General features: G+C 37.4%; 20 protein-coding genes. 5 read left to right on the top strand and 15 right to left on the bottom strand.

The features are described from left to right. From ACO1O5_RS18085 to ACO1O5_RS18055, 7 genes are all read right to left on the bottom strand, one after another. Positions 1-1,078, bottom strand: a 1,078-nt coding sequence (locus tag ACO1O5_RS18085) for a hypothetical protein (protein ID WP_486272720.1), incomplete at its 3' end; no start/stop codon positions are given. Positions 1,079-1,162: 84 nt separating this feature from the next. After that, positions 1,163-2,587 carry an oligosaccharide flippase family protein gene (locus ACO1O5_RS18080; RefSeq protein WP_486272719.1) on the bottom strand — a complete coding sequence of 475 codons (1,425 nt, stop codon included), beginning with the start codon at positions 2,585-2,587 and terminating at the stop codon, positions 1,163-1,165. Between the two features lie 124 nt (positions 2,588-2,711). After that, complete coding sequence (locus tag ACO1O5_RS18075) at positions 2,712-4,031, bottom strand: porin family protein (RefSeq protein WP_486272718.1); 1,320 nt, start codon at positions 4,029-4,031, stop codon at positions 2,712-2,714. Further along, on the bottom strand, positions 4,021-4,533 hold the full coding sequence (locus tag ACO1O5_RS18070; protein WP_486272716.1) for an RNA polymerase sigma factor: 513 nt from the start codon (positions 4,531-4,533) through the stop codon (positions 4,021-4,023). The genes ACO1O5_RS18075 and ACO1O5_RS18070 overlap by 11 nt, the downstream gene beginning before the upstream one ends. Before the next feature lie 233 nt (positions 4,534-4,766). Next, complete coding sequence (locus ACO1O5_RS18065; protein ID WP_486272714.1) at positions 4,767-5,627, bottom strand: COG4315 family predicted lipoprotein; 861 nt, start codon at positions 5,625-5,627, stop codon at positions 4,767-4,769. Between the two features lie 306 nt (positions 5,628-5,933). Further along, entirely contained in the window at positions 5,934-8,705 is a 2,772-nt protein-coding gene (locus tag ACO1O5_RS18060) for a CHAT domain-containing protein (RefSeq protein WP_486272712.1), read from the bottom strand. 51 nt (positions 8,706-8,756) lie between these two features. After that, on the bottom strand, positions 8,757-9,560 hold the full coding sequence (locus tag ACO1O5_RS18055) for a hypothetical protein (RefSeq protein ID WP_486272710.1): 804 nt from the start codon (positions 9,558-9,560) through the stop codon (positions 8,757-8,759). A gap of 220 nt (positions 9,561-9,780) precedes the next feature. Between ACO1O5_RS18055 and ACO1O5_RS18050 the strand changes: the two genes are divergently transcribed. The 5 genes from ACO1O5_RS18050 to ACO1O5_RS18030 all read left to right on the top strand — a co-directional run bounded on the left by ACO1O5_RS18050 (position 9,781) and on the right by ACO1O5_RS18030 (position 13,673). Next, positions 9,781-10,392 (top strand): RNA polymerase sigma factor, encoded by a 612-nt coding sequence (locus ACO1O5_RS18050; RefSeq protein WP_486272708.1) that lies wholly within the window; start codon positions 9,781-9,783, stop codon positions 10,390-10,392. After that, positions 10,382-11,149 (top strand): hypothetical protein, encoded by a 768-nt coding sequence (locus ACO1O5_RS18045; RefSeq protein ID WP_486272706.1) that lies wholly within the window; start codon positions 10,382-10,384, stop codon positions 11,147-11,149. Before ACO1O5_RS18050 ends, ACO1O5_RS18045 begins: the two co-directional genes overlap by 11 nt. Positions 11,150-11,342: 193 nt before the next feature. Beyond that, positions 11,343-12,209 (top strand): DUF4382 domain-containing protein, encoded by an 867-nt coding sequence (locus ACO1O5_RS18040; RefSeq protein WP_486272704.1) that lies wholly within the window; start codon positions 11,343-11,345, stop codon positions 12,207-12,209. 352 nt (positions 12,210-12,561) lie between these two features. Next, the gene (locus ACO1O5_RS18035) at positions 12,562-13,392 is read left to right on the top strand and encodes a hypothetical protein (protein ID WP_486272702.1); all 831 of its coding nucleotides are present in this window, start codon (positions 12,562-12,564) and stop codon (positions 13,390-13,392) included. Beyond that, positions 13,389-13,673, top strand: coding sequence for a cytochrome c (locus ACO1O5_RS18030; protein ID WP_486272700.1), 285 nt, complete (start codon positions 13,389-13,391; stop codon positions 13,671-13,673). The genes ACO1O5_RS18035 and ACO1O5_RS18030 overlap by 4 nt, the downstream gene beginning before the upstream one ends. 484 nt (positions 13,674-14,157) lie before the next feature. Here the strand turns inward: ACO1O5_RS18030 and ACO1O5_RS18025 are convergent, their stop codons facing one another. From ACO1O5_RS18025 to ACO1O5_RS17990, 8 genes are all read right to left on the bottom strand, one after another. Then, a complete protein-coding gene (locus tag ACO1O5_RS18025; protein ID WP_486272698.1) occupies positions 14,158-14,556 on the bottom strand; it encodes a hypothetical protein in 399 nt (132 codons plus the stop codon). Further along, positions 14,540-15,214: an RNA polymerase sigma factor gene (locus ACO1O5_RS18020; RefSeq protein ID WP_486272696.1), complete on the bottom strand. Its 675-nt coding sequence runs from the start codon at positions 15,212-15,214 to the stop codon at positions 14,540-14,542. Before ACO1O5_RS18020 ends, ACO1O5_RS18025 begins: the two co-directional genes overlap by 17 nt. Before the next feature lie 106 nt (positions 15,215-15,320). Then, the gene (locus ACO1O5_RS18015; protein WP_486272722.1) at positions 15,321-15,626 is read right to left on the bottom strand and encodes a LytTR family transcriptional regulator DNA-binding domain-containing protein; all 306 of its coding nucleotides are present in this window, start codon (positions 15,624-15,626) and stop codon (positions 15,321-15,323) included. Between the two features lie 813 nt (positions 15,627-16,439). After that, positions 16,440-17,333, bottom strand: a complete 894-nt coding sequence (locus ACO1O5_RS18010; RefSeq protein ID WP_486272694.1) for a PhzF family phenazine biosynthesis protein — start codon at positions 17,331-17,333, stop codon at positions 16,440-16,442. 87 nt (positions 17,334-17,420) lie between these two features. Then, the gene (locus tag ACO1O5_RS18005) at positions 17,421-17,960 is read right to left on the bottom strand and encodes a GIN domain-containing protein (RefSeq protein ID WP_486272692.1); all 540 of its coding nucleotides are present in this window, start codon (positions 17,958-17,960) and stop codon (positions 17,421-17,423) included. Positions 17,961-18,058: 98 nt separating this feature from the next. Next, the gene (locus ACO1O5_RS18000) at positions 18,059-19,099 is read right to left on the bottom strand and encodes an NHL repeat-containing protein (RefSeq protein ID WP_486272690.1); all 1,041 of its coding nucleotides are present in this window, start codon (positions 19,097-19,099) and stop codon (positions 18,059-18,061) included. 427 nt (positions 19,100-19,526) lie between these two features. Then, positions 19,527-20,879: a T9SS type A sorting domain-containing protein gene (locus tag ACO1O5_RS17995; protein ID WP_486272688.1), complete on the bottom strand. Its 1,353-nt coding sequence runs from the start codon at positions 20,877-20,879 to the stop codon at positions 19,527-19,529. 85 nt (positions 20,880-20,964) lie between these two features. Beyond that, positions 20,965-21,708 (bottom strand): hypothetical protein (locus tag ACO1O5_RS17990; protein WP_486272686.1); only part of this gene is annotated, 744 nt, incomplete at its 5' end.

Below are 21,708 nucleotides of genomic sequence, written 5' to 3'. Positions count from 1 at the left end.
TTATAAATTGATGCATATTTTCTTCCACCTGCGTGGCAAAAGATTTGTGCTGAAACTCCGGGCCGTTAATATCATCTGTTGGAATGGCATTTTTTAGGTCATGCGTTTCCGTTATATTGCTGATAAAAGTTAACTTTTTTTGATTTATCGCTGAGAGGCTGTCAAGATACAATGTGGCGATTTTTTGTTTCCTTTCTTCCGGAGTGAGTGTACTGTCAGCTCTGTCTTCAATCGCAACTGCATTTACAGCCAGAGTTTTGGAGGGCTCGTTAAAAAAATGTTTTAGCGTATTGGCGACGTACTGGTTGTTTTGCGGAGAGACCTTTGCTACAAAAATAACAAGGAAGAACAGGCAGATGAGAATGAGACTTTTTTGATCCTTATCGCTCTGAAAGATGAAAACAAATAATAGCGTCATGGAAAGTAGCAAATTGGTTATATTGCTACCCGTAAGCAAAAGAATTGTCATGCACATAAAAACCATCAGAGCTTTCTTGTGGCTTAAAAAATAGATGACACCAAATGCATTCAATACAGCATTTGTAGTAGAAGTGTCAAAGGAAATGCCCCGGATATAGTCACCGGTTCCAATAAAATACAATTGATACTGCCCCTGGTACAGATAAGGATTGATAGCTCCCGTTTTGACAATGATTACAAGTAACGTCCCTAATGAAATAATTGCATTTATGATAAAAAAAGCAGAAATGGTTTTTCGAATAACCCTTGGGTCATTAAGCTCAACGCATCTTTTTACCTGGTGAACAGCAAGAATGCCAAGCAGCCAGAAACCAATTCCTGTGATAACAACAATGCTATAGTTAAGACCTTTAGCTCCGGGCATTGTGAAGTAATCAAGAACACCAATGCCGATAATTAATAAATAGAAAAGGGGTAATCTCGAATTGCGAAAACGAAAGCCGAATTTAAAATCGGCCTGCAGAATATAGATCAATATGATCGCCGCGAGTTTTACGATCAGCTTCACGTTTAAAAATAGTAATAGGAAAACAAGGAGTTTCCAGTCAATGGCAGTAACTGTTTGCTTACTTTTTGCTACGTGTGTTTTAAGAATCAACCGATGAGTTTTTGAAACCTTTAGATCTGATATGATTAACCGTTTTGAAATTCTAAACGTAACATCATCGATTGAGGTTGCCAGCTAAAATCCAGTAACGTGTTTTATGTGAGACCAGTCTTGTAAAATAAATTGGCGGCTAATAATTAATAAAAAAAAGAAGAATGTGATTGAAACGAAAAGAGCGGCCACAGTGCCTGCAATAAATTGCGTAGCCAATATTCCGCTAACGAATGCGACCAGGGGACAAATTAAAATAGCATAATCATTTTTCCTGAAGATTTCAATGTTCGTCTTTATCCTGAACAAAAGATATTGAGTTGCCACAGCCATTAAATATCCCAGGGCAGCACCCTCCCCGCCAAACCGGGGAATTAAAATGATGTCAATGATGACATTCACTAAAAAAGTAAACATGAAGATGTAGAAAATCAATTTAAGTTTTCCCTTCGAAAAATTTACAGTCCATAAAAAGTTATTGGCGTATATAAAAGGCATGCAGGCCGACAAAATAAAAATCGTATTACTGTTAACGGCGCCATACTTATTATGTGTGATATGATCTATCACCGGCACCCAAAGAATATTTAGCACCAATGCAACAAGGGATGAAATGATCATTTCGAACCTGAATAAAATTGCCAGCACACTTTGTTTTGCAGAGAGGTCGACAGGAGAGGAGAGGTGGAATATTCTTGTAAATCGCGGAATTAAAATTGGTGCAATTACCAGTAATGGTAATGATGCCACTTCAAAAACCTTAAATGCAAAACTATATTCTGCAAGTGCAATGTTTGAAGCCAGGATACCGAGAAATATCCAATCGAAACGTGCAATAGCAGAAGTGAAAATAACCACGCCAGCCTGTGGAAGAGATTCCCTTAAAAGATTAAAATAGCTGGTTTTACTAACGGTCAGGGTTAATGGAATCTTTAATATTATTTTAACTAACACAATTGAAAGAATGAATTCAGCTATATCGCCGCTGATAAAAATGATAACTACCAAAGACAGTGAAAGATTACCCAAAAAAGCGAATACAATCAAAAGAACGCTTCGCACTATATTAGAACAAACGGACATGTAAAACAATAGCCTGAATTTTTCAAGTCCATTTGCCAGCTGTTTGAATGGGGAAGCAAAGAAAATCATCAGTTTCCCAATCCCCAGAAAAAGCAGTAACTGGTGATGAAATCCCGGTAAAGCAAAATGAACCAGCAATAATGCTAAATAAAAAACACAACCGGTGAGCATTACATGAAGGAAATAAACAGACAACATTATTTGCGGGCTGGTTCCTTCTGCTATTTTCTTTACAACCAGTTGGTCAATACCCAAAGATAGTATGCTGAATGCAGTGAGCAGGATTGCCAGTGACCAATTAATTTCGCCAAAATCATTTTTTGAAAAAAAAACGGACAAGACATAAAAAATTGCCAACCCGCAAACCTGGTTGATTATCATCTGCAGTGTATTAGCAGATAAATCTTTTATTAATTTCCCTCTCATAATTTATGAAAAAGGCTTTCCTGTAAGAAAGCCTTTAAATCTATTTTCAAAGGGATTTTAAGTTATTGAAATACGGGCAAACAAGTTTATAAATTTTCTTGCCTCTATTAAGACTTTTCGGAAATTATTTTCTAAAGGGTTTCACTGCCACGGTAAACAGAACACCTGCACTATTTAATTTTACTTTGCCTGCACCCACACCACTCAAAGGTATTTTCAGGTATGGCTCTACAAGTAGAGAAACCGATTTATTAAACACATACTTATATCCCCCGGAAAGATCTACTACCGAAAAGTAATGTTGATTTTTATTTGATATAGCGGGCCGCGCTACCGTTGTATCCCACGAAGGATATTTATAATAATATTTGTACTCTTCTCTTTTCATCAAATATGAAGAAAGTCCGCCAGAGGCAAACCATTCATGATGGTTGGCTTTCGCAAAATGATAACTCACGGTTAGGGGTATCTCATAAACTTTACAGTTAGCATTAATATGAAACAAGTAATTATAGTTTGCGTTCCACGTGGAGGAATGATATTGATTTTTATTGGCAGAGTAAATTTTAGTATCAATGTAAAATCCGGTCCGTAAAGTAAACCTGTTTGATAAATCATAGCTCAGGCCTGCCCCATAAGAAACAGATATTTTTCCTGCCTCGCTAACAGTTACACCACTTACGTCTGCTCCTGTGCTTATACTTATTCCGAAATTCTTTTTAAAGCTTTTGTCAATTTTCGTCTGCCTGGTAGCACCTTTTGATTCTTTCGGATTTGCCGCCTTCAAGGCCTGACTATTTTTCGAACTATCCTGATCGTTAGTTGCAGAAATCTTATTAACAACGTCACTGGTTGCAGGCTCTTGCGATACGTTACTATTCAATTTTCCTGTTGTAGCCGATGACTTGTCATCGCTAATCAAAGGGGTTGTTTCTGCAGTTTCATCTTCCACATTTGTATTGCTTGTTTCATCTTTGTTAATTCTAATTTTTCTATTACCACTTTTATTTTCCGGATAATTTTTCTGATTTGTGTTGATGGCGGCCACACCAGGAGTAATTAACTTTTGTTGTTGGGCGATAACATTTTTATTTACAGGAGAGACAATAGCATCATTACTATTATTACTATTGTCACTATTGTTGAGAGGATTGCTTGCCGGCGATTCTGTGTTTTTATTATTGGGTTTCATATTATTTCCCGGTGTGTTATTTGAAAGAAACGCAGATGAACCATTTTTTTCGCGGGGATAGAAAATAAAAAATAGTCCTCCACAAACGATAGCTGCAAAAAGAAGGTAGAAAAATATTCTTCTTCTATCCTTTTTTTGAGGAAGTTGTTCATCGAGCAAACGTTCCATCTTTTGCCACGCCTCATCATCATAAGCAGGGTGGTAACGGTCTGCAGCTTCGCTGATTCTTTTATTTATTTCATCATCCAACATTTTTCGCTCTTGTTATATTATTGTCTTTTTTTAAAATATTTTGTAATTGCTGCCTTGCTTTCGAAAGATTGGACTTTGAAGTACCTACTGCAATACCAAGTTGGCTTGAGATCTCTTCATGGCTGAAACCATCAACAATAAACATATTTAAAACAGTGCGATAAGCAGGTGAAAGTTCCCTGATAGCACGGATTATTTCATCATAGGAAATCATGTCAAAAGCATTTTCTTCCTCTGACGGAACGAAAATCAGCGCAGTATTCAGCTCTGCCGTAAAGCCATGTTTATGATATTTCCTGTTGTAGTCTATGGCGGTATAGATCATAATTTTTCTTAGCCAGCCTTTGAATGAATTTAATTCATCGGCGTAAGCCGGCTTATACCTGTGTATTTCCTTAAATATTTTCAGAAATGCATCATTAAAGATATCTATGGAATCCTCTTTGTTCCTTGTATAGCGGTCGCAAATTGACATACCATAGCTATAAAAAGAGTCATACATCTTTTTTTGACTCTCTCTATTATTCAGGGTACAACCCCTGATAAGTGTGTTTAGTTCGTTTGCAGTTATCAAGTATAATATTTCTGGTATAATAATCGGTACTCCCGCAAAAAAAGTTGCCTCCCTTAAATTAAATAATATTTTGGCAGCGCAAATTATTTTGAAAAAAAACTCTTTTAGATATTTTAGAGTGCCCTTTTAAATCATTCCACGAATTTATGGTATCATTGTTCTTACCTCGGTGCAGCTACTTCATCTTTTGTTGCCACTGGCCAGATGGCACCCACCGGCTGTGATGGAGGAAAGTTGATTCCTTTGGTTGCGCCCCTCACAAGACTGTCTGCTCCGTAATAGTATAACGGCCAGCCATTATAAGTGAGTTGATTCTTGCCATTGAACTGAATAGCAACAAACAATGATTTATCGAGGGTAGACGGAATCGTTATATTAGTTGTTTCGTAAATCGGGAACAGGCCATTGTTGCTAAAGTCCGGTTTTGTAAATTTATTAATGAGATTGCTGTCTTTTGCGAAAGTGTACAACGTATTGCCATTGCCATCGGTTAAGTAAATGGAGCGTCCATCTCCCGGGCTATAATTACTTAAGTAATTTACACCGTTGCTGCCAGTAAGCTGATTATTAGCAATCATTATAGAATAATTCATCTTAGCGACAAACCAGATACCGGCAATTCCTTCGCCGCTGGTTTGGCCTGCGGTTTCGGGTGTCCCGCCGGGAGTGTAATAATATAAAGGCCATCCTCTATAAGTCGTTTGTTTTCCGCCTGAGGTAGAGGTGATGGTTTTGAAATCTGACTCAGCCAGTCCGTCGCTATAAGTTGTGTTTGCACTGTCAGCCAAAAATGCTGACCAGATTGCTAAACAACCACCGGTACAGTTTGACGACCCGTTTGCATCGTTGGAAAAGAAATATAATGATCGGCCATCTTTGTCAACGATATGCGAACCGACCTGGCCATTCGAATCCAAATGTATATCGGTCCGGGGCGGCGTTACAACAGTGTTGTTTTTTTTACAGGAAACAACGATTAGGAGAATTGCGGCAATAAGTGCCAGAAGGCTATTCTTTTTCATAATTAGGGTTTAAGATTATTTTGTAAAATGCCTTTAAGCGATACATCTTACAAATATTTGATTTAAAATGAATGTTATCCACTGGTAAACGATGCTCTTTAAAAATTGGTTGCCTGAATTTGTTCAAACGTTGTGATCCTAAACTTTTGGGAAGTAAATAATTTCAATAAGCTGTAAGAATGTTACGTGTATAGAATTTTGATGATGATTTATCCATTAAAAATTATCCATCAAAAAATATTTATAGTATTGGGGGGGTGTGACCAGTTACTCTATTGCGGGGGTTTTTTTTCGTCTGCAATAAATTTATGAGTTACTTGATCTTTTCGTTAAAACAACAATTAGAATAAGACTTACAATAAGGCCGGCTAGTAGTATTATAGCAAAATGATTTTTTCCTTCGGTAACCGAATTAAAATCGCCGATAAGAACCAGCGTCGCCCAGTAGGCAGGTATCTTAAATCGTTTGTCAATGTTGTCATTGTTTAAATAATCGGATTTTGCCTTTTGCAGTGCTTCATCTTTCGCCAATCCACTCATTAAATATTCGTGCATCTTTTTTGTAATAAAGGCGGTAGCTACATCATCAGCTTTCCATAATGAAGTGACCACACTTTTGCTACCTGCATAAAAAAATGCCCTTGATAAACTCATCACGCCTTCCCCGTTGATCATTTGACCGTTACCGGTTTCGCAGGCGCTTAAAATTACCAATTGATTTTTTTCAAGATCGAGGTTATAAACTTCACGCTCATACAAATTATTTTTTAAAACCGAGTCCGTATACGGATAAAATGCAATGAATGATGAAAGAGGTTCTTCGTTATTAACAATTGCATGGGTTGCCAAATGTATTATGGGGTATTGCGATGCGGACTTCATAAAACTTTCCTTTGTGGCATATTTACTTAGCAAAGTTTTCCCTGGTAAATCCTTGACTTCGTCGCTTGATTCTTTAAGGATGGGATAATTTTTTATATCGTTGGTTTTTTTACTGAATGGAGCAAAGGATAATACATCATATTTTGCCCGGTCAGGTTTATATCGCCGCAAAAAGTTAATTGAGTAATTATAACTTGTTGCGAATTTATTTAATACAATTTCGTTGTTGACCGAATCAGTGAGCATTTCAAATGGTACATAGTTGATTTCATTATAAGGAATTATTACAAGATGTTTTGCCTGTCTTAAAAACTTAGCAACCGGCCGCACCAGGTAATTGTAGAGCTGCACAGACGTTTCGCGAACAGCTTCCCGGTCACCCTGTTCCTGTGCATTAAGTTCGTTTCTGAGTTTTAAAATTAATGCTGAAAGGTTTGCATCACGCACTTCGGAAGTGTAGCCAAAATTTTCTTTTGTTATGTAAAAGCACAATAACCTTTCTCTTGTATAATAATAAGAAATAACTGCCTCATCTTTTTGTATCACCTCATTTTGTATGGTCTTAATATCCACGCCGGGCGGATTGAATTTTAATTTATAATAAGCAGGATCAGCGTTTAGCTTAGTCTGCACGCTTGATAACTGTAATTCCTTATCGCGAATTTGAGAAAGTAATTGCCCGATAACACTACTGTCGGTGTTTTGAGAAAATGTGTTATTCAGCTTTGAAATACTTAATTTCAATTGCCTTTCCTGGCTTAATAGGTTTTTGGGTAAACCTTCTATTGAACTCAATTCCAATTCGTGAAGGTCTGCCTGCAACACAGAAGCCTTATCCTCTTCGATATATTTTAAAACCTTGAGGAGGTAACTGGTATCCTTAGACGCTTCGTATAATTGAAGTCCAATGTCCACGGTAATCTTATACACGGAATCTACATTCTTTTTTAAAAATAAACGAGACTCATCAGAATTATACATCTGTTCAACATGTTTGGCAAGCTTTAGTGCAGACGAATAAGTTGCAAACGAATTGACAAGCTGAGAAACTTCTTCCTGGTTTGTGTATTTTTTATTAAATGCATTGGCTTTTGCAGTTAATGCCTGAAATAAAAAAAAGGATTGATGCAGCCCGTAAAAAGTTTGTGGATTTTGTTCGACCGTTGTGTCTTTAAAATCAGGATCAGCCTCAATAACAGCCTGGTGATATTTGTGAATAGCCTTGTCAATATGTTTCTCATCGAGCATTACATCGCCCAGGTATTTTAACGTATAGGCGTACTCGATGTTTTTCTGACCAGGGTGTGAACTGTTTTGCAGATGAAGCGACGCATCCAGGTTACTAAGAGCCGAATCGTTCTTATGAGATAAAATATAGGTGGCAGCTAAGTCGTTAAACAATGACTGGTCTTTGTTTTTCACCTGCCTTAGCCAGGAAACCGCTGCATTATAATTACCGGTTTGAAGATAACTGGCTCCTATATTGTGGAGTAATTCATCTTTGTTAATATTATAAGCGAGTAAGCTTTTATAGATGGCGAGCGCCTGCTCAATATCACCGGTTTTTCTTAAAGCAGAAGCAATATTATTTTCATAATTAACAACAAAGTATTTATTTAAGGGAGATTGTTTTTTTATGACGGACAGCGCCTTCTCAAAGTAGGTAATACTTTTTCTATAATCTCCCGTTTCATAATAAAGTGCTCCCTGTTGATTGTATATCCTTTCAGCTTCGCTCGTGGTGGGATATTTATTTATAACATTTTCTGCATGACTATAATAAAATAAAGCAGAGTCCATGTTCAGCATATTATGGTACACATTTCCCGTAAACAGGTATGGCTTAAAAAGTGAAGAGTCGGGAATTTTGTCGGAATTTTCCTCAAGTAAAATTGATTTTACAAAGAAGGTCAATGCCTGCTCATTTCTACCATAAGACATTGAAATAATGCCAGATTTTACATAGCTGTCGAATAGAACGCTGTCATTTTTTTTATTTTCTTCCAGAATAGAAATTGCCCTTCGATAATTATAAAGTGCAATGCTATCAGTAGTTTCAGTGGGCGTTTTTGCGTTATATAAATTCTCTGCAGTTCTATAAAAACGAAGATAATTTCCCGGCGCCTCATTATCCTGACTTTGTGGAATAACCGTAACGATAAGGCAAAAAAAAGTTAACGCGATTCGTAATAACATAAATGCATTTACTATAAAACTGTAAATGCAAATTAATGTTTAAAAATATTATCAATGGCCTACAATAAAGATGCAGGGCGGTCGGGGCTTTGCTATAGTACTGCTGAATGCTAAAGCGGGAACGGCGTTCGAAGGACCAATAATAGAGCCTGCTCTTGAGTTAATAATATCGTATGCCTCCTGGGTGACATCGTTCATGGTATTAAAATAATACAGCTTTACTCTTAGTTTATTAGTTGCACCGTTGCTTTTGTCATTTATTTGGTAGGTCATGTCAAATTCATGCCGGTCATTATTGGATGGCGTCGCCCCAAATACCCCGTTGCGTACCGTTGCTGCAAGGTTGATAGTGCCATTGTTAGTGTTAACTGCGCAACCCTGGCTGTTGCAATTAGAACCAACATCGAAAGCGCTTCCGCTGCCAAGTCCCGGAATAGTTACACCCGGTACTGCATTATATATAGATGAGGCAATTGAATCAGGTCCGGTTAAAACATAAAAGCCATCTTTATAATTAATTCCGGAAATAGTTACGAAAGTCAATAGCGTATCTTTTTTCTGGTCAGGCACAAACGCAATCGCATATTTCAATCCCGTTTCACTTTTGGTAACGTTGATTGTGCCCGAAGTTCCATCTATAACCAGTCCGTCCGGAAAGGAAAGATATTTGCCGGTTAACGTATTGGTTGGGGTGACTATATAATCCTGCGATTGGTTTTTTTGATAAAATATCGAATCTCCATAATTCAAAGAAGATCCAACCGGTGGTGGAGTTGGGGTACTCTCTTGCTTTTTGCAGGATGTTATTAATAAAAGAAGGCCAGAAAAATATAAGATGTTTACACCTCGTTTCATAAAGTAAATTTAGTGAGTATATAATGAGTCAACTCAGGCAGGCAAAATATAACATTTAATTGCAGATTTTTTTAAAAACATCGGCCAAACACCTTTTAGGGTTGCCTTTGCCGGTTATAGTAATAACTAAGGCCCGTATGCAATATTGCATAGAAATTGAAGAAAAAAGTTATAATTTGATTACATAATGGCGTTTGCTATTTACTAATATGTATCGAAGATGAAAATTGTCAGTAATTATTCTGATGCGGAACTTTTGCGGATGATAAAGAATGGGGATAACATGGATGCGGTAATAAAATATCTATATCGTTCCCAGTTTCTTAAATCCAGTATTTATATTAAACAGAATAGCGGTAGCCAGGAAGATGCCGAAGATATTTTCCAGGAAGTAATTGTAAGTTTTATTCAATTGGTTCAAAGGAGTAAATTTAGAGGAGATAGCAGCATCGGAACTTTTATTTACGTATTGGTGCGTAATACCTGGCTTAATGAACTAAAGAAAAGAAAAAGGTCAAAGGCCAGGGAAGAAAAATATGAAAATGCGCAGGAAAAAAGTGAAGCAGGCGCGGGTGAATATATTATCAACCGGGAAATAAAAAATCAAATTGTGGAATTAATTGAAGGCCTGGGCGAAAATTGTAAAAAAATACTGTTGGCATTTTATTATGACAACCTATCGATGCAGGAAATTCTAATTAATCTTCATTATGAAAATGAACAGGTGGTACGCAATAAGAAATATAAATGTCTTCAAAAACTTCAGCAAACACTGGCCCTTAAACCACACGTGGCAGAAAACTTAAAATCAATTTTACAATATGAATCCTAATTATACCAATACAGAATTATTATCAAAATATCTTGACGGGGAATTAGATGATGCTGAAGCTAAAAACCTGGAATTAAGAATAAATGAAGATAATAGTTTGCAGGAAGAGCTGAATAATTTAAAAATTTCCCTGGAAGTAATTAGATCTTTCGGATTGCGTGAAAAAGTAGGTTCGTTACATGCAGAGATGATGAAAGAACTGAAGGGCAGACCTACGCACAAATTTAGAGTGGCAAACAGGTTTATGAAATACACTTTACGAGTTGCGGCTACAGTAATTATTTTGTTAGGTGTTGCATCGGTTTATGAATATGTGACACTTTCTTCGAATTCACTTTTTAAGAATAATTTCCAGGAATATACGCTCCACGAAAACAGGGGAAATAATAACGAATCGATGATTGAGCAGGAATACAAACTTTCTCATTTTTCAAATGTGACTGAACTTTTTTCGGAAGAACAATCCAAAACACTGCACGATTATTTTATTGCGGGCAATGCATATCTACAATTAAATAAGCCATCCGATGCCATCAAATGTTTTTTATCAGTTCAGCAAATCAATGACCTGCAACACACTCATTTTTACCAGGACGACACTGAATATTATCTTGCTATGAGTTACCTGGAAAATAAAGAACCATCGAAAGCAATTCCGTTATTTGAAAAGATACACGCAGATATTGATCACTTATATCATTCCAAAGTAACCTGGTGGTTTTTAAAGAGGGTTAAATTGCTAGGTTACAAATCCTGATTTCCACAGTAGGCATTATTATATACGTTTTGCGATTACCCGCTTTCGGGTAAAACGCTAACCAATTTTTTCGTGGGGACATACGATTAAAAATATTTCCAAAATAATTTTTTACATAAGGTTACAAAACATACTGGTGTGTTTACCAATTAGTATATCTGAAATAATTAAAAAAAACTAAAACAAAAACAAAATGAAAAAGTACACCATCGTTAAATTTTCAACAATTACTATTATGACTTTCTTTATGCTGCTTGGATCTGCATGCAAGAAAGGAAATGTAGGAAGTACTTCCGGAACGTCACCCGTAAGCATTTATCTAACCGATGACCCCACATTAGTATTTGATAATCTCTTTATTGATATTCAAAAAGTGGAAGTAAAAGCTGAAGATGATTCTGAAGCAATCAACGAAAGCGAACACGAAGCCGAGCATGACGAGAGCGATAGAAACGGATCGACTGACGGGGGCTGGGTAAATCTCACTATTACACCGGGTGTATATGACTTACTAAAATTCAGAAACGGGATAGATACCATTTTAGGAACCGGCAACTTTCAAATAAATAAAAATTTGAAAAAAATAAGAATAACCCTCGGGCAAAACAATCATGGTGTTTTAAATGGTGTTACGGTACCATTGGTCATAAAAGATAAAAACAACATTATAGTTATAAAACTCGATGAGTCCCTTTTGTCATCCAATAACGGCAGGTTTGAATTAAGTGTTGATATAGATGCAAGCCGTTCCGTACAACAGCATGGCAACGAATTTGAATTAAAGCCGGAGGTGCATGGCTTTAACAGGATAAAATCTGCGGGCATAGAAGGAAAAGTATTGCCTGCCGATTCGCATGCTATTGTTTATGCAATCAATGGAAGTGATACTACCAGCACAATGGCTTCGAGTGAAGGCGAATTTAAAATTACAGGATTAAAAACCGGCGTTTACACATTGTTAGTCCATGCAACTACCAACAATTATAGGGATAGCATTACGACGGTGAATGTTTCAGGCAATGAGGATATGCACATAGCGACAATTACCCTGCACAAATAAATATAACCTGTGAAGACAATAACAAGAGGGCGAAAATTTTCGCCCCCTTGTTTACTTTGGTTTTTTGAAAGATGTCCCAAAATTTCGAGTAGGCCCAACCCTCTCCATTCGTTTTTACGATATATAATAAATAACTGAGACTAATACAACTCATTGCTGAACTGAGGCTGATTTCATTTAATAGGAATACTACACTAACGATCACGGTTAACCCAGTGTTGTTCCGACTTTTAAGGTAAAATTACAATTTGAGCTCGGACGACTGCGATGCGAATAATTTGTAAAAAGTTCCTCTTTTCGAAAGGCGAGAAAAGAACGAGACATTAATTTTACCCAAAAGGAGTTCGTAGCTATGAAATATATTTTAACAACGATAATCTTACTTACCGTTAGTTCCGTAGCCTCTGCACAAGACAGAATATTTGCCTACGCTTACCAAACCAATGTTCTTAACAAAGGAGACTTTGATATTGAGTTTCAAAATACTTTGGCAACAGGGAAAAAAGGCGCTTATAGTCCCTATGTTTTTGGGCGGCACCTGGATCAGAGGCTGGAATTTGAAGTTGGCCTGGGAAATAAAGTCCAGACATCATTCTATCTAAATTCTGAACTTTTCAATTATGCAGATACTTCCTCAAATAGCTTGAACCAGGAATTAAAGATCTCTTTTAGTAATGAATGGAAATGGAAAATTTCAGATCCTGTTGCAAATGCAATTGGCTTTGCTTTGTATGAAGAATTTGAATTTGGAGGGAATAATTTTGAATCTGAAACAAAATTAATTTTTGACAAACGCTGGCAAACCGATTTGATTGCCTTTAATATAGTCGGCAAATACGAAATTGAAAGAGAGATTTCAAGAATCGGTAACGTTACAAAATTAGAATGGACGCATAACTCTCCGGTCGAATTTAATTTAGGTTATATGCATTTCTTCAAACCAGAGATTAGCGTTGGGCTGGAAATAAGGAACAACAATGACGTTACAAAAGAAGATGGGTGGATTAACTCCGTATTATTTGCCGGTCCTGCTTTTCACGCTTCCATTGGAAAATTTTTTACAAATATTACAGCATTGCCACAACTTATAAATTTGCACAAAACTGATGCCGCCCCAGGCAATCGGGATTTGAACGATTTTGAACAATTAGAAGCACGTGTGCTTATCGGATATAGCTTATGACGAAAAATAAAATTATAACCGCGATTGTATTTGCGTGCATGCTTTATAGTTGCAAACCAACATTACATTTACCTGTATCATCAGATCCTGTGAAACAGCAACTGCTCTTAAAAGGAAGAAGCCTTTATGTTACTAATTGCAGTAGTTGTCACAATCTGCACTTTCCAAAAGAATATGGTGAAACAGGATGGGAAGTTCAGCTGGACAAAATGCAGGACAGGGCAAAAATTAACGACAAAGAGAAGCAACTTATTTATGACTATTTATCGTCGCAGTTATAAATTCATAAATCTCCTGGGATAAAACTTAACCCCTGCAACGCCGGGAGATTTGTTGAACAAATCATCCCGGGTGCCTTTTTATTGGTTTAGAAGTGAGGCCGAATAACGTACCTGCGCCGGATAACCTTAATTCTCCTGCACCTTGTAACCAAATAGGGATAATTCAAAGCAAGGTTCAAATCCAATTGACTGTTTTTTATTTAGCCAATACTGATACCCTGCCGACAAATTAAGGTTATAAAAATTTTGCCTGTTTTTATTTTCCACAATGTTGTGTTTTGTTTCATGCAATCACCGGCACACATTTGGCAGGTTTTCACGGTTAGTCTCTAAATCTGTTTTTCAATTCACATGAATATTCCGATCAAATTTTATCACATTATTTTCTGTAATCAAACTTCGCTTTCTATAATTACTATTAGTTTTTACATATAGCGTGCATTTATTGTAAATGGTTGCTTTTGATATAATATTTTTATTGTTATTATTTTTTCTCAACCGGCAGATGTATCATATTCCCACTGGTAATAGGGCTCGGAGCGATTTCATTTTGGGTCTCGCTTCCACGGCTATTTTTCCGGATTCTCGGGAATTTACTTTTATCTTCAACGGGTGAAGTTTTGCTGCATTCAGAATTGTCGTGGTTGATAAATAATAATAGTATTGCAGCAAAAAGCAATATTAAAAATTGTAATGGCCTTCGATTTAATTTACTGCCTTTTGTAATCTTGAGTACATAAGGAATGCCTGGGACAAAAGAAGTCATGTCCTGTTTATTTAACAACGCTTCCATTTTATTCCAGGCACTCTCGTCAAAGGTTATTCGAATATTATGAGCAGCATCCCTGATCTTAACATTCCAATCACTATAAGCTTCTCTCATAACTTGTGATATGACCCTTTTTTAAAAGTTCCTGCAGATTTTGTTTTGCCTTATGCAAATTACTTTTAGAAGTTCCTTCAGAAATATTTAATCTCTCAGCAATTTCCGCGTGCGAAAAACCTTCGATTACATATAAATTAAATACAGCCTTGTAGGCAGGTGATAATTGTTGGATACATTTTAAAATCTCTTTATACTGCAATGTTTGTTCTCCATTTTCATGTGCGTCCGGAAGCGTTACCTGTTCAATATCAACTCCGGCCATCATTTCACTTTTACTATATTTTCTAATATGATCAATGCAGGAATAAATTACTATTTGTTTTACCCAGGCAGTAAACGAGGCAATGGTATTTTCATACCGCGGTACAAACTTTTTCAGGTCTTTGTAAATTTTCAGAAAGGCATCATTAGTCATTTCAACAGCGTTATCATAGTTGGTAGAATAACGCAATGCAATTGACATGGCATAGCTATAGTAGTTAGTGTATAGCTCCTTTTGCGACGCTCTTTCATTGAGCCTGCAGCCATCCAATATTCTTTCAATTTGCTCATTGTTCAGGTGAAAGCGATTTTGCCGATCGGGAAATGTACGCGTGGCAAAAGGAAACGCAACTACATAAGAACAACACAAGATTATTTCGGTAACCGGTAACATAAAAAACTTTTAGCGACAAATTATTTTTTCAGATCCTTTGGGTTTGTTTAATTAGAAACGACGATTTCATATAACTTTTTCTTGAATCATACATTGTTGAGATGATTTACGCATCAATCATCCATTTCCTGAAAGCCGGTACAGTTTCACTGCTGAGAATTACTGAGCGATTTATTCCTGGAGATGCAATTTCAGTAAGCAACTTTACTTTTTCTAAAGGCTTAAAGCTTTTAGAGTAATTGATATTAATAATTTGCTGGCGGATCGCCTGGAAGAAATTTGCAGGATCCGGTTCTTCTTCGGGTTCACTTAGAATTTTTTCACATATGTATTTTTTCGAAAATTGATCGATTACATACGCCAGTGTGTTTTCAGTATACATCAATGCAACATCTTCGGGTTTTAATGCAATACTATCGATACCTTCTTTTACCAGGCGCCTTGTTTTTTTTGTTCTTAATTATTCAAAGGGGTTTATCAGCATCGTTGGAATCAGGTTAAGAAACCCAATTCGACCCCAATTGTCATACACGTAATTTAGTTTTGAATAATAACTACAAATTTGGAGTAACTATTCTTTGCTGAACACAGGGATATTCCCTATTTATGGGTATTTGATTCCCTATTTTATGAAGCGTTTATAAGAAGGTGCTAAGAATTGTATTTGTATTATCCTAAATAAGGCTGAGTAATTTTCGAAAGCGCTTTCATACATATATAGTTGCCTTAGCAACTGTCAAAAAAAGATGTTTGTAAATTTTCCGGCATAGAATATTGCATTGAGTCTGATATTAGTTAACTCTACAAGAATGGCGATCCAGCATTGCTACCCATTAGCTCCCTCTATAAAAGACTTAATAGCCTTCTTATTTCTATAAGAAGAATTTTCGTTTATAGCATGCAATTCTTTGATAACCTACCGTTAATCCAATTCTGCAAAAGGATATTCCATTTCATTAAATGCTTCCTTTATTCCCTCGGAAATGGCAAGGGAAATGCGATCAGAAAGATTTGTACGTTTTCTAAAAAAATATTTAAAGATTTTAAACAGATTCATAATATTACTCTTGATTCGAAATGACACACAGCAGCCACGGCTATATGCAAAAAAAATTATACCATCCCGGTTTGAAAAAAAGATATTCGTCATTAATGAATGATCCCCAAACCTTCGTAATGAGCTCACGACGGACTCGAAGGACAAATCGTATATTCTTTAAATTGTTTACCCCGGTTTGACGAAATATCTGGGGAATGGAAGTTTTTCTTTATTCTGTAAAAGTTCTCCACTTGCTATTTTACACACATCTCCTTCAACGAATATGTCTCCGGCTTTGGTGACGAGAACTTTCATTTTGCCCGGCCTCCCCAAAAAATCGCCTTGTCTCAAGACAATTTCGGTATCGATTTTAGCTAAACTATTATTTACCAGGTAGGCCCCAACAGGTCCGGCCGCGCTTCCCGTGGCAATGTCTTCTACCAAACCAAGATTATCCCATGTTCTTCCCTGTAGATTGTCTGAATCTAAAACATAGAAAAATTTTGCTTTGATTGTTTCAAGTTTCTTTGTTAAATCCGGAATTGCAACTTTTACTTTTGAAAGTGATGTTGTTTTTATTGGCAAAATTAAATAGGGTAACCCTGTAGAGATGACCTGGAATGGCAGGCTTCCTATTTTGTCTTCTTCGTTCAGATTCAAGAATTTAAGAAACGCATTTTCCTGTTCTTTCGAAAGAACCGATAAAAATTCTGCTTTGCCCTGGTTCATTCTTCCCGAATAGTATTCTTCATGTCTGACTGTTTTAATTTGTACAGATTTAGCATTAAGATTTATGATCCATTCGTGCTGGTCTTGCTCCTTAGAATATAGATCATGAAGAATGGCTGCAGCACCAATAACGGGATGTCCCGCGAAGTCCAGTTCCTCGTTCATGGTAAAAATAAAGGCACGAAAAGTATTAGCTCCAACCTGGCATAAAAAGATACTTTCAAACTGTCTCATTTCCTGTGTTACAGTTTGCATAAATGTTTTGTCAAATTCTCCAGGATCAATAATCACCGTGAGTCCGTTTCCCGAAAAGGGTTTATCTGAAAATACATCAACATGATAATATTTCATTTTATGGTCTGTTTTGAAATTTGAAAATCCGCATATGAACTAAAATCAGTTGATGATTCTAAAGTGAACAGATTAGAGGCGAATTTTTTATTTGCTCATCTTCATTAATACCGGTCTCCACAACAAATCATTATCATCAAATGCGTCAACCCTGATCCTGCCGATAATATTGATTTCGACATTTATGTTGCCGTTTAGCCACATATGGAAATCATCGGTTTTTATAGTGCCGGTTGAAGAAATATCCCCATCTCCGTTTATAAACATATTTTTCAGCGTGGTGGCAGACAAATAGACTTTTAGTTGCGCAGGTCGCTTTTTCTTGCTGGCATTAATAACAAGTTCGTTATTTTTTATTCTATATTTTATATTGTTCACGTCATCTTCGTCTCCTTCAATCAGTACGGTTCCAGGTGGTTTATCAGTTAGCATCACCGAAATATCTCCGTTAATGACCAGCTTTTGAAAAGGATTCACAATTGTTAGCACTTTTCTAACTACCGGCCCACCCGAATTTTCGGCGTTTTTAGGTGTAAAAGAGAATAATAAAAAGGAAGCTGGAAGCAACTTCTTAAAAATTAATGAACGGATCATGGTTTGATAAGGTTCTTGTACGGTTTTATTCATTTTTATTTATTTACTGTTTACTCTATCTCTTCGATTGAAATAGTCTGTTTTCTTATTAGCCGGATTTTTAATTAAGTGAGATTGTAAGGTCATTCTCATTATTCAAAGCTTATCTTTCGAATCCGGTTATCATTTATATCTGCAACATATATATCGCCATGCACATTTACTGCTAATCCATTTGGAGAGCTGAATTTTGCCGAAGCCCCGTCACCGTCGTTGTAACCGAAAGTGCTTCCTGCAATGGTCGAAACAACACCTTGGGGCGTTATTTTCCGGATCCGGTTTTCATCAGAGAGATACAAATTTCCCTGGCCATCGATAGCGATATCCCGCATATTAAAACTGAATTGGGTTTCATCCGCATTTCCGTCGTTGTCACCTGGCGAGCCACTACCGGCAAATACTGTGATTGCTCCCTGGGGAGTTATCTTACGAATTTGAAAACTCCCTCCGTCCACAACGTATAAATTGCCCTCTCTGTCTATGGCGATGCCACCCGGCCCGAATTGCAGCGGCCCTGCAACAGTGCTAACCTCTCCTGTACTGCTGATTTTCCGAATGCGTTTGTTTTCCCAATCCGATACGTAAATATTTCCGTTTGCATCAGTAGCAATGCCAAAACTTTCACCAAACATAGCGGAGCCTGGCGCTCCGTCAGCAAATCCTCGTATTCCATTACCCGCGGCAACAGTTACTACTGCACCCGGCGTTATTTTACGAACCCTGAAGTCATTTACATCCAATGTATAGAGATTGCCCAACCCGTCTGAGACTACCTGGATCGGGGTTGCAAATCCTGCAGATGTTCCAACACCGCTAGTTGTGTCTTGCCGATCGAAACCCGCAGAGGTTGTAACCTGGCCCCCCGTTATTTTGCGGATACGATGATTTAGGGCATCCGCCACGTATATGATTCCGTCCGGAGAGATTGTTACGTCCTGGGGCGCCCTAAATCTGGCCATAAGGGCGGGTCCATCAGCAAAGTTGGGTAAGCCGTTACCTGCCAGGGTAGTTACCACCCATTTTTTTTCAGCTGGCGGTTGCGTTGGTGGCTTATCTCCATATATGCCCTTTTTGCAACAAATGCCTGATACCAGCATTAGTATAAAAAGCGGCAAGCTGTAATAAGATTTCATTTTATGTTTGGGCTTATCTTTTTTAAATTCAGTTTCATTCTTTAATACCTACGGTATGAAGTTGGGTATATACATAGTCACTTTTCCTCTTTCATTAATTTTTGTTAACATTAGATGTTTGGCTAAATAGAGATTTTGTTATCGTGTGGTGTTCGTTTGTTCTGGATTAGGTTACAATTACATTAGTTATGTGTGCTTTATTTTGCAAATGCCCATGATTGACTTTTGTAAAATGAAACCGTAATTAAATAAAAAATAGTTGCTTTCTATTTGCCTAAAAAGGATAATAAGACAAAGGGAGTGGTATAGGGTAATCTTTACCGTTAGAAAGCTACCGTTTCCATTATAAAAGTTCGCCCTTTTGCTGGTGTTTCATCGCAATTTATTTTTGTCCCCGCCGGAAATTGGTTTTAGCAGGATTTTAAATTCATTGCTTGAACACCTGCACACTCTTTTTCATATCTCCGCGATTCCATTCTGCCAATATCGAGTAGACCCCATTTGACAATGATTTCATGTCTACGACAACCCGGTTGTTACCTTGTAAAACAGATATCCTTCTTTCCAGAACCAATGCACCTTTGCTGTCAAATATTTTTATAATTGCTCTCGATTCACTATTGGAAATAATATCGATCAATGCCATTTCATGAACAGGGTTTGGCCATAACCTGAATACATCCGCTGCATTGCATGATGACCGGAGCGTCCTGCTATATTGTACCCTGCCATTCAAATCATGTTTTGCAATATGATAGTAACCATTTTGCGTAGGGTTATTATCAGTAAAAGAATAACTGTTTTCTGAATTACTATTGTTGGCGGCGGGCAAATTGCCAATCACTGTCCAGTGAATACCATCAACACTTCTTTCAACATCAAAATGATGGCTGTTTTGTTCTTGTGCGGCTTTCCATGTTAACCGCACCTGGCCCCCTTCACAATTTACATTGAATAAAATGAAATGCACCGGTAAAGGACTATTATCATTGGATAAAGTAAATCGTGAAAAGAAACCAATTCCGGTTCTCTCTACAAAATTAGCGGTTGCATCTTTTGAACTGAATCCCTGCTCCAACCAGTTTATTGTATCATCGCTTTTGAAAACCTCCAGGGAATTTTCACTGATTCCATTTAGTTCTCCATCAAAATAATTGAAACGTAACGTTGCATTCAAATCCGCATTATTTGTAGGATCTATATCATAATAACGGGATATACTATTAGGCAGATTAGCACCATTCTGCGGGTAGTGTCCTCTTTTTATAGTCACATTGCCCAGGTTTTGAGAAGAAGAAATAATAGCTCCAAGGCTACCCGGGTTGGCGGCGGTGGGGGCATTCAGGTTAGTGGTAAATAACACCTGGCCACCGATAGGTCCTATTATACGGCTGTCGTCCCGTTCACCTTCCAGGTGAGCAGTAGTTTCAAGATCAAGATCAAAACCATTCAGGTTAAGGAAACCTGAAATAAAAAAAACACCGTCTCCGATACTGATTGGATTACGTAATGAAACTGATTGGTTGTCCGTCTTATTTATCTCCAGTTTGAAAAGTCGAATGACTCCGTCACCGCTAATAAAAGAAGGGGCGTCACCTGTGAACGAAATCGGGCTGGTTGTTGCCACCAGGAAGTTTCCATTAATAATCAGGTCGCTATTTTGAAGTGTCAGCTTTGTATCGCTGAAAATTGAAAATTGTGCACCGGGCGTTATCGTAAGCTGCGCTGAAAGTGTGTAGGCGCATAGCAGCGACAGTAACATCAATATTTTCAGTTTCATAATGCAAGAATTTTTTTTAGCTGCTGTGGATCGGGTATACTCTTCACTAGCCGATTTGCTATTTTAATTATTACCAATACCCAAATCATGGGTAATAAGTATAAGTAGAACTTAACAGGAATCTTTTTCCTGCGTCAGGTCCACTTGTATATACAAAGTCGCCGCTTCTTGTCAACGGAGCACCGCGGTTATCATAGGTATATGTATAATCAATTTTATAATTATCGCCATCACCTGTACGGGTTTCTTTGCCTGGATTATTTTTCTGCAATTGTACTCGGGGAAGAAATACGAAGTGATCAAAAAACTCATCGTCGTGTAAGAGACTAAAGCCTTGGGCATTGATCTTATTATCATATTGTTCATAGCTGTCAGTGAACGTGGTTTCCGGTTGGCCAATCATTTCCGGATAGTGCACAGTACGGTTCTGCAGGTTACCATCAGCATAGTAAGTCATTGTTATTGTTTTGTCAACGATAAGACCGGTACCTGTCTTTCTTTCCCGCTCTAACTTAATAAGCTTTGGCCCATCATAGGTGAGATTAATTATTGTATACACCAGCCCTGTAGAATCAGCATATTTTAAGGTATTTACCCTGTCCTCATTGTCGTAGAAGTATTGCAGCCTGTCTTTGTTCACCAGGATATTATTTCTCATCTCGCTTATTCTATCTCCGTCGTAAAGAACATCATACCGGAAAAAATCTGACGCGTAGGATACGAAGGTGGCCTTGCCTGCTGCATTGTACTCAAAGTGATAAAAAGGTGAGGGCAGGTGATCTATTACAACATCTTTTATCAGCACCGTTTGGCGTTGCGGAAGTGGCGC

The sequence above is a fragment of the Ginsengibacter sp. genome, assembly GCF_057362405.1.
This window is presented reverse-complemented; position numbering and strand designations above follow the sequence as displayed.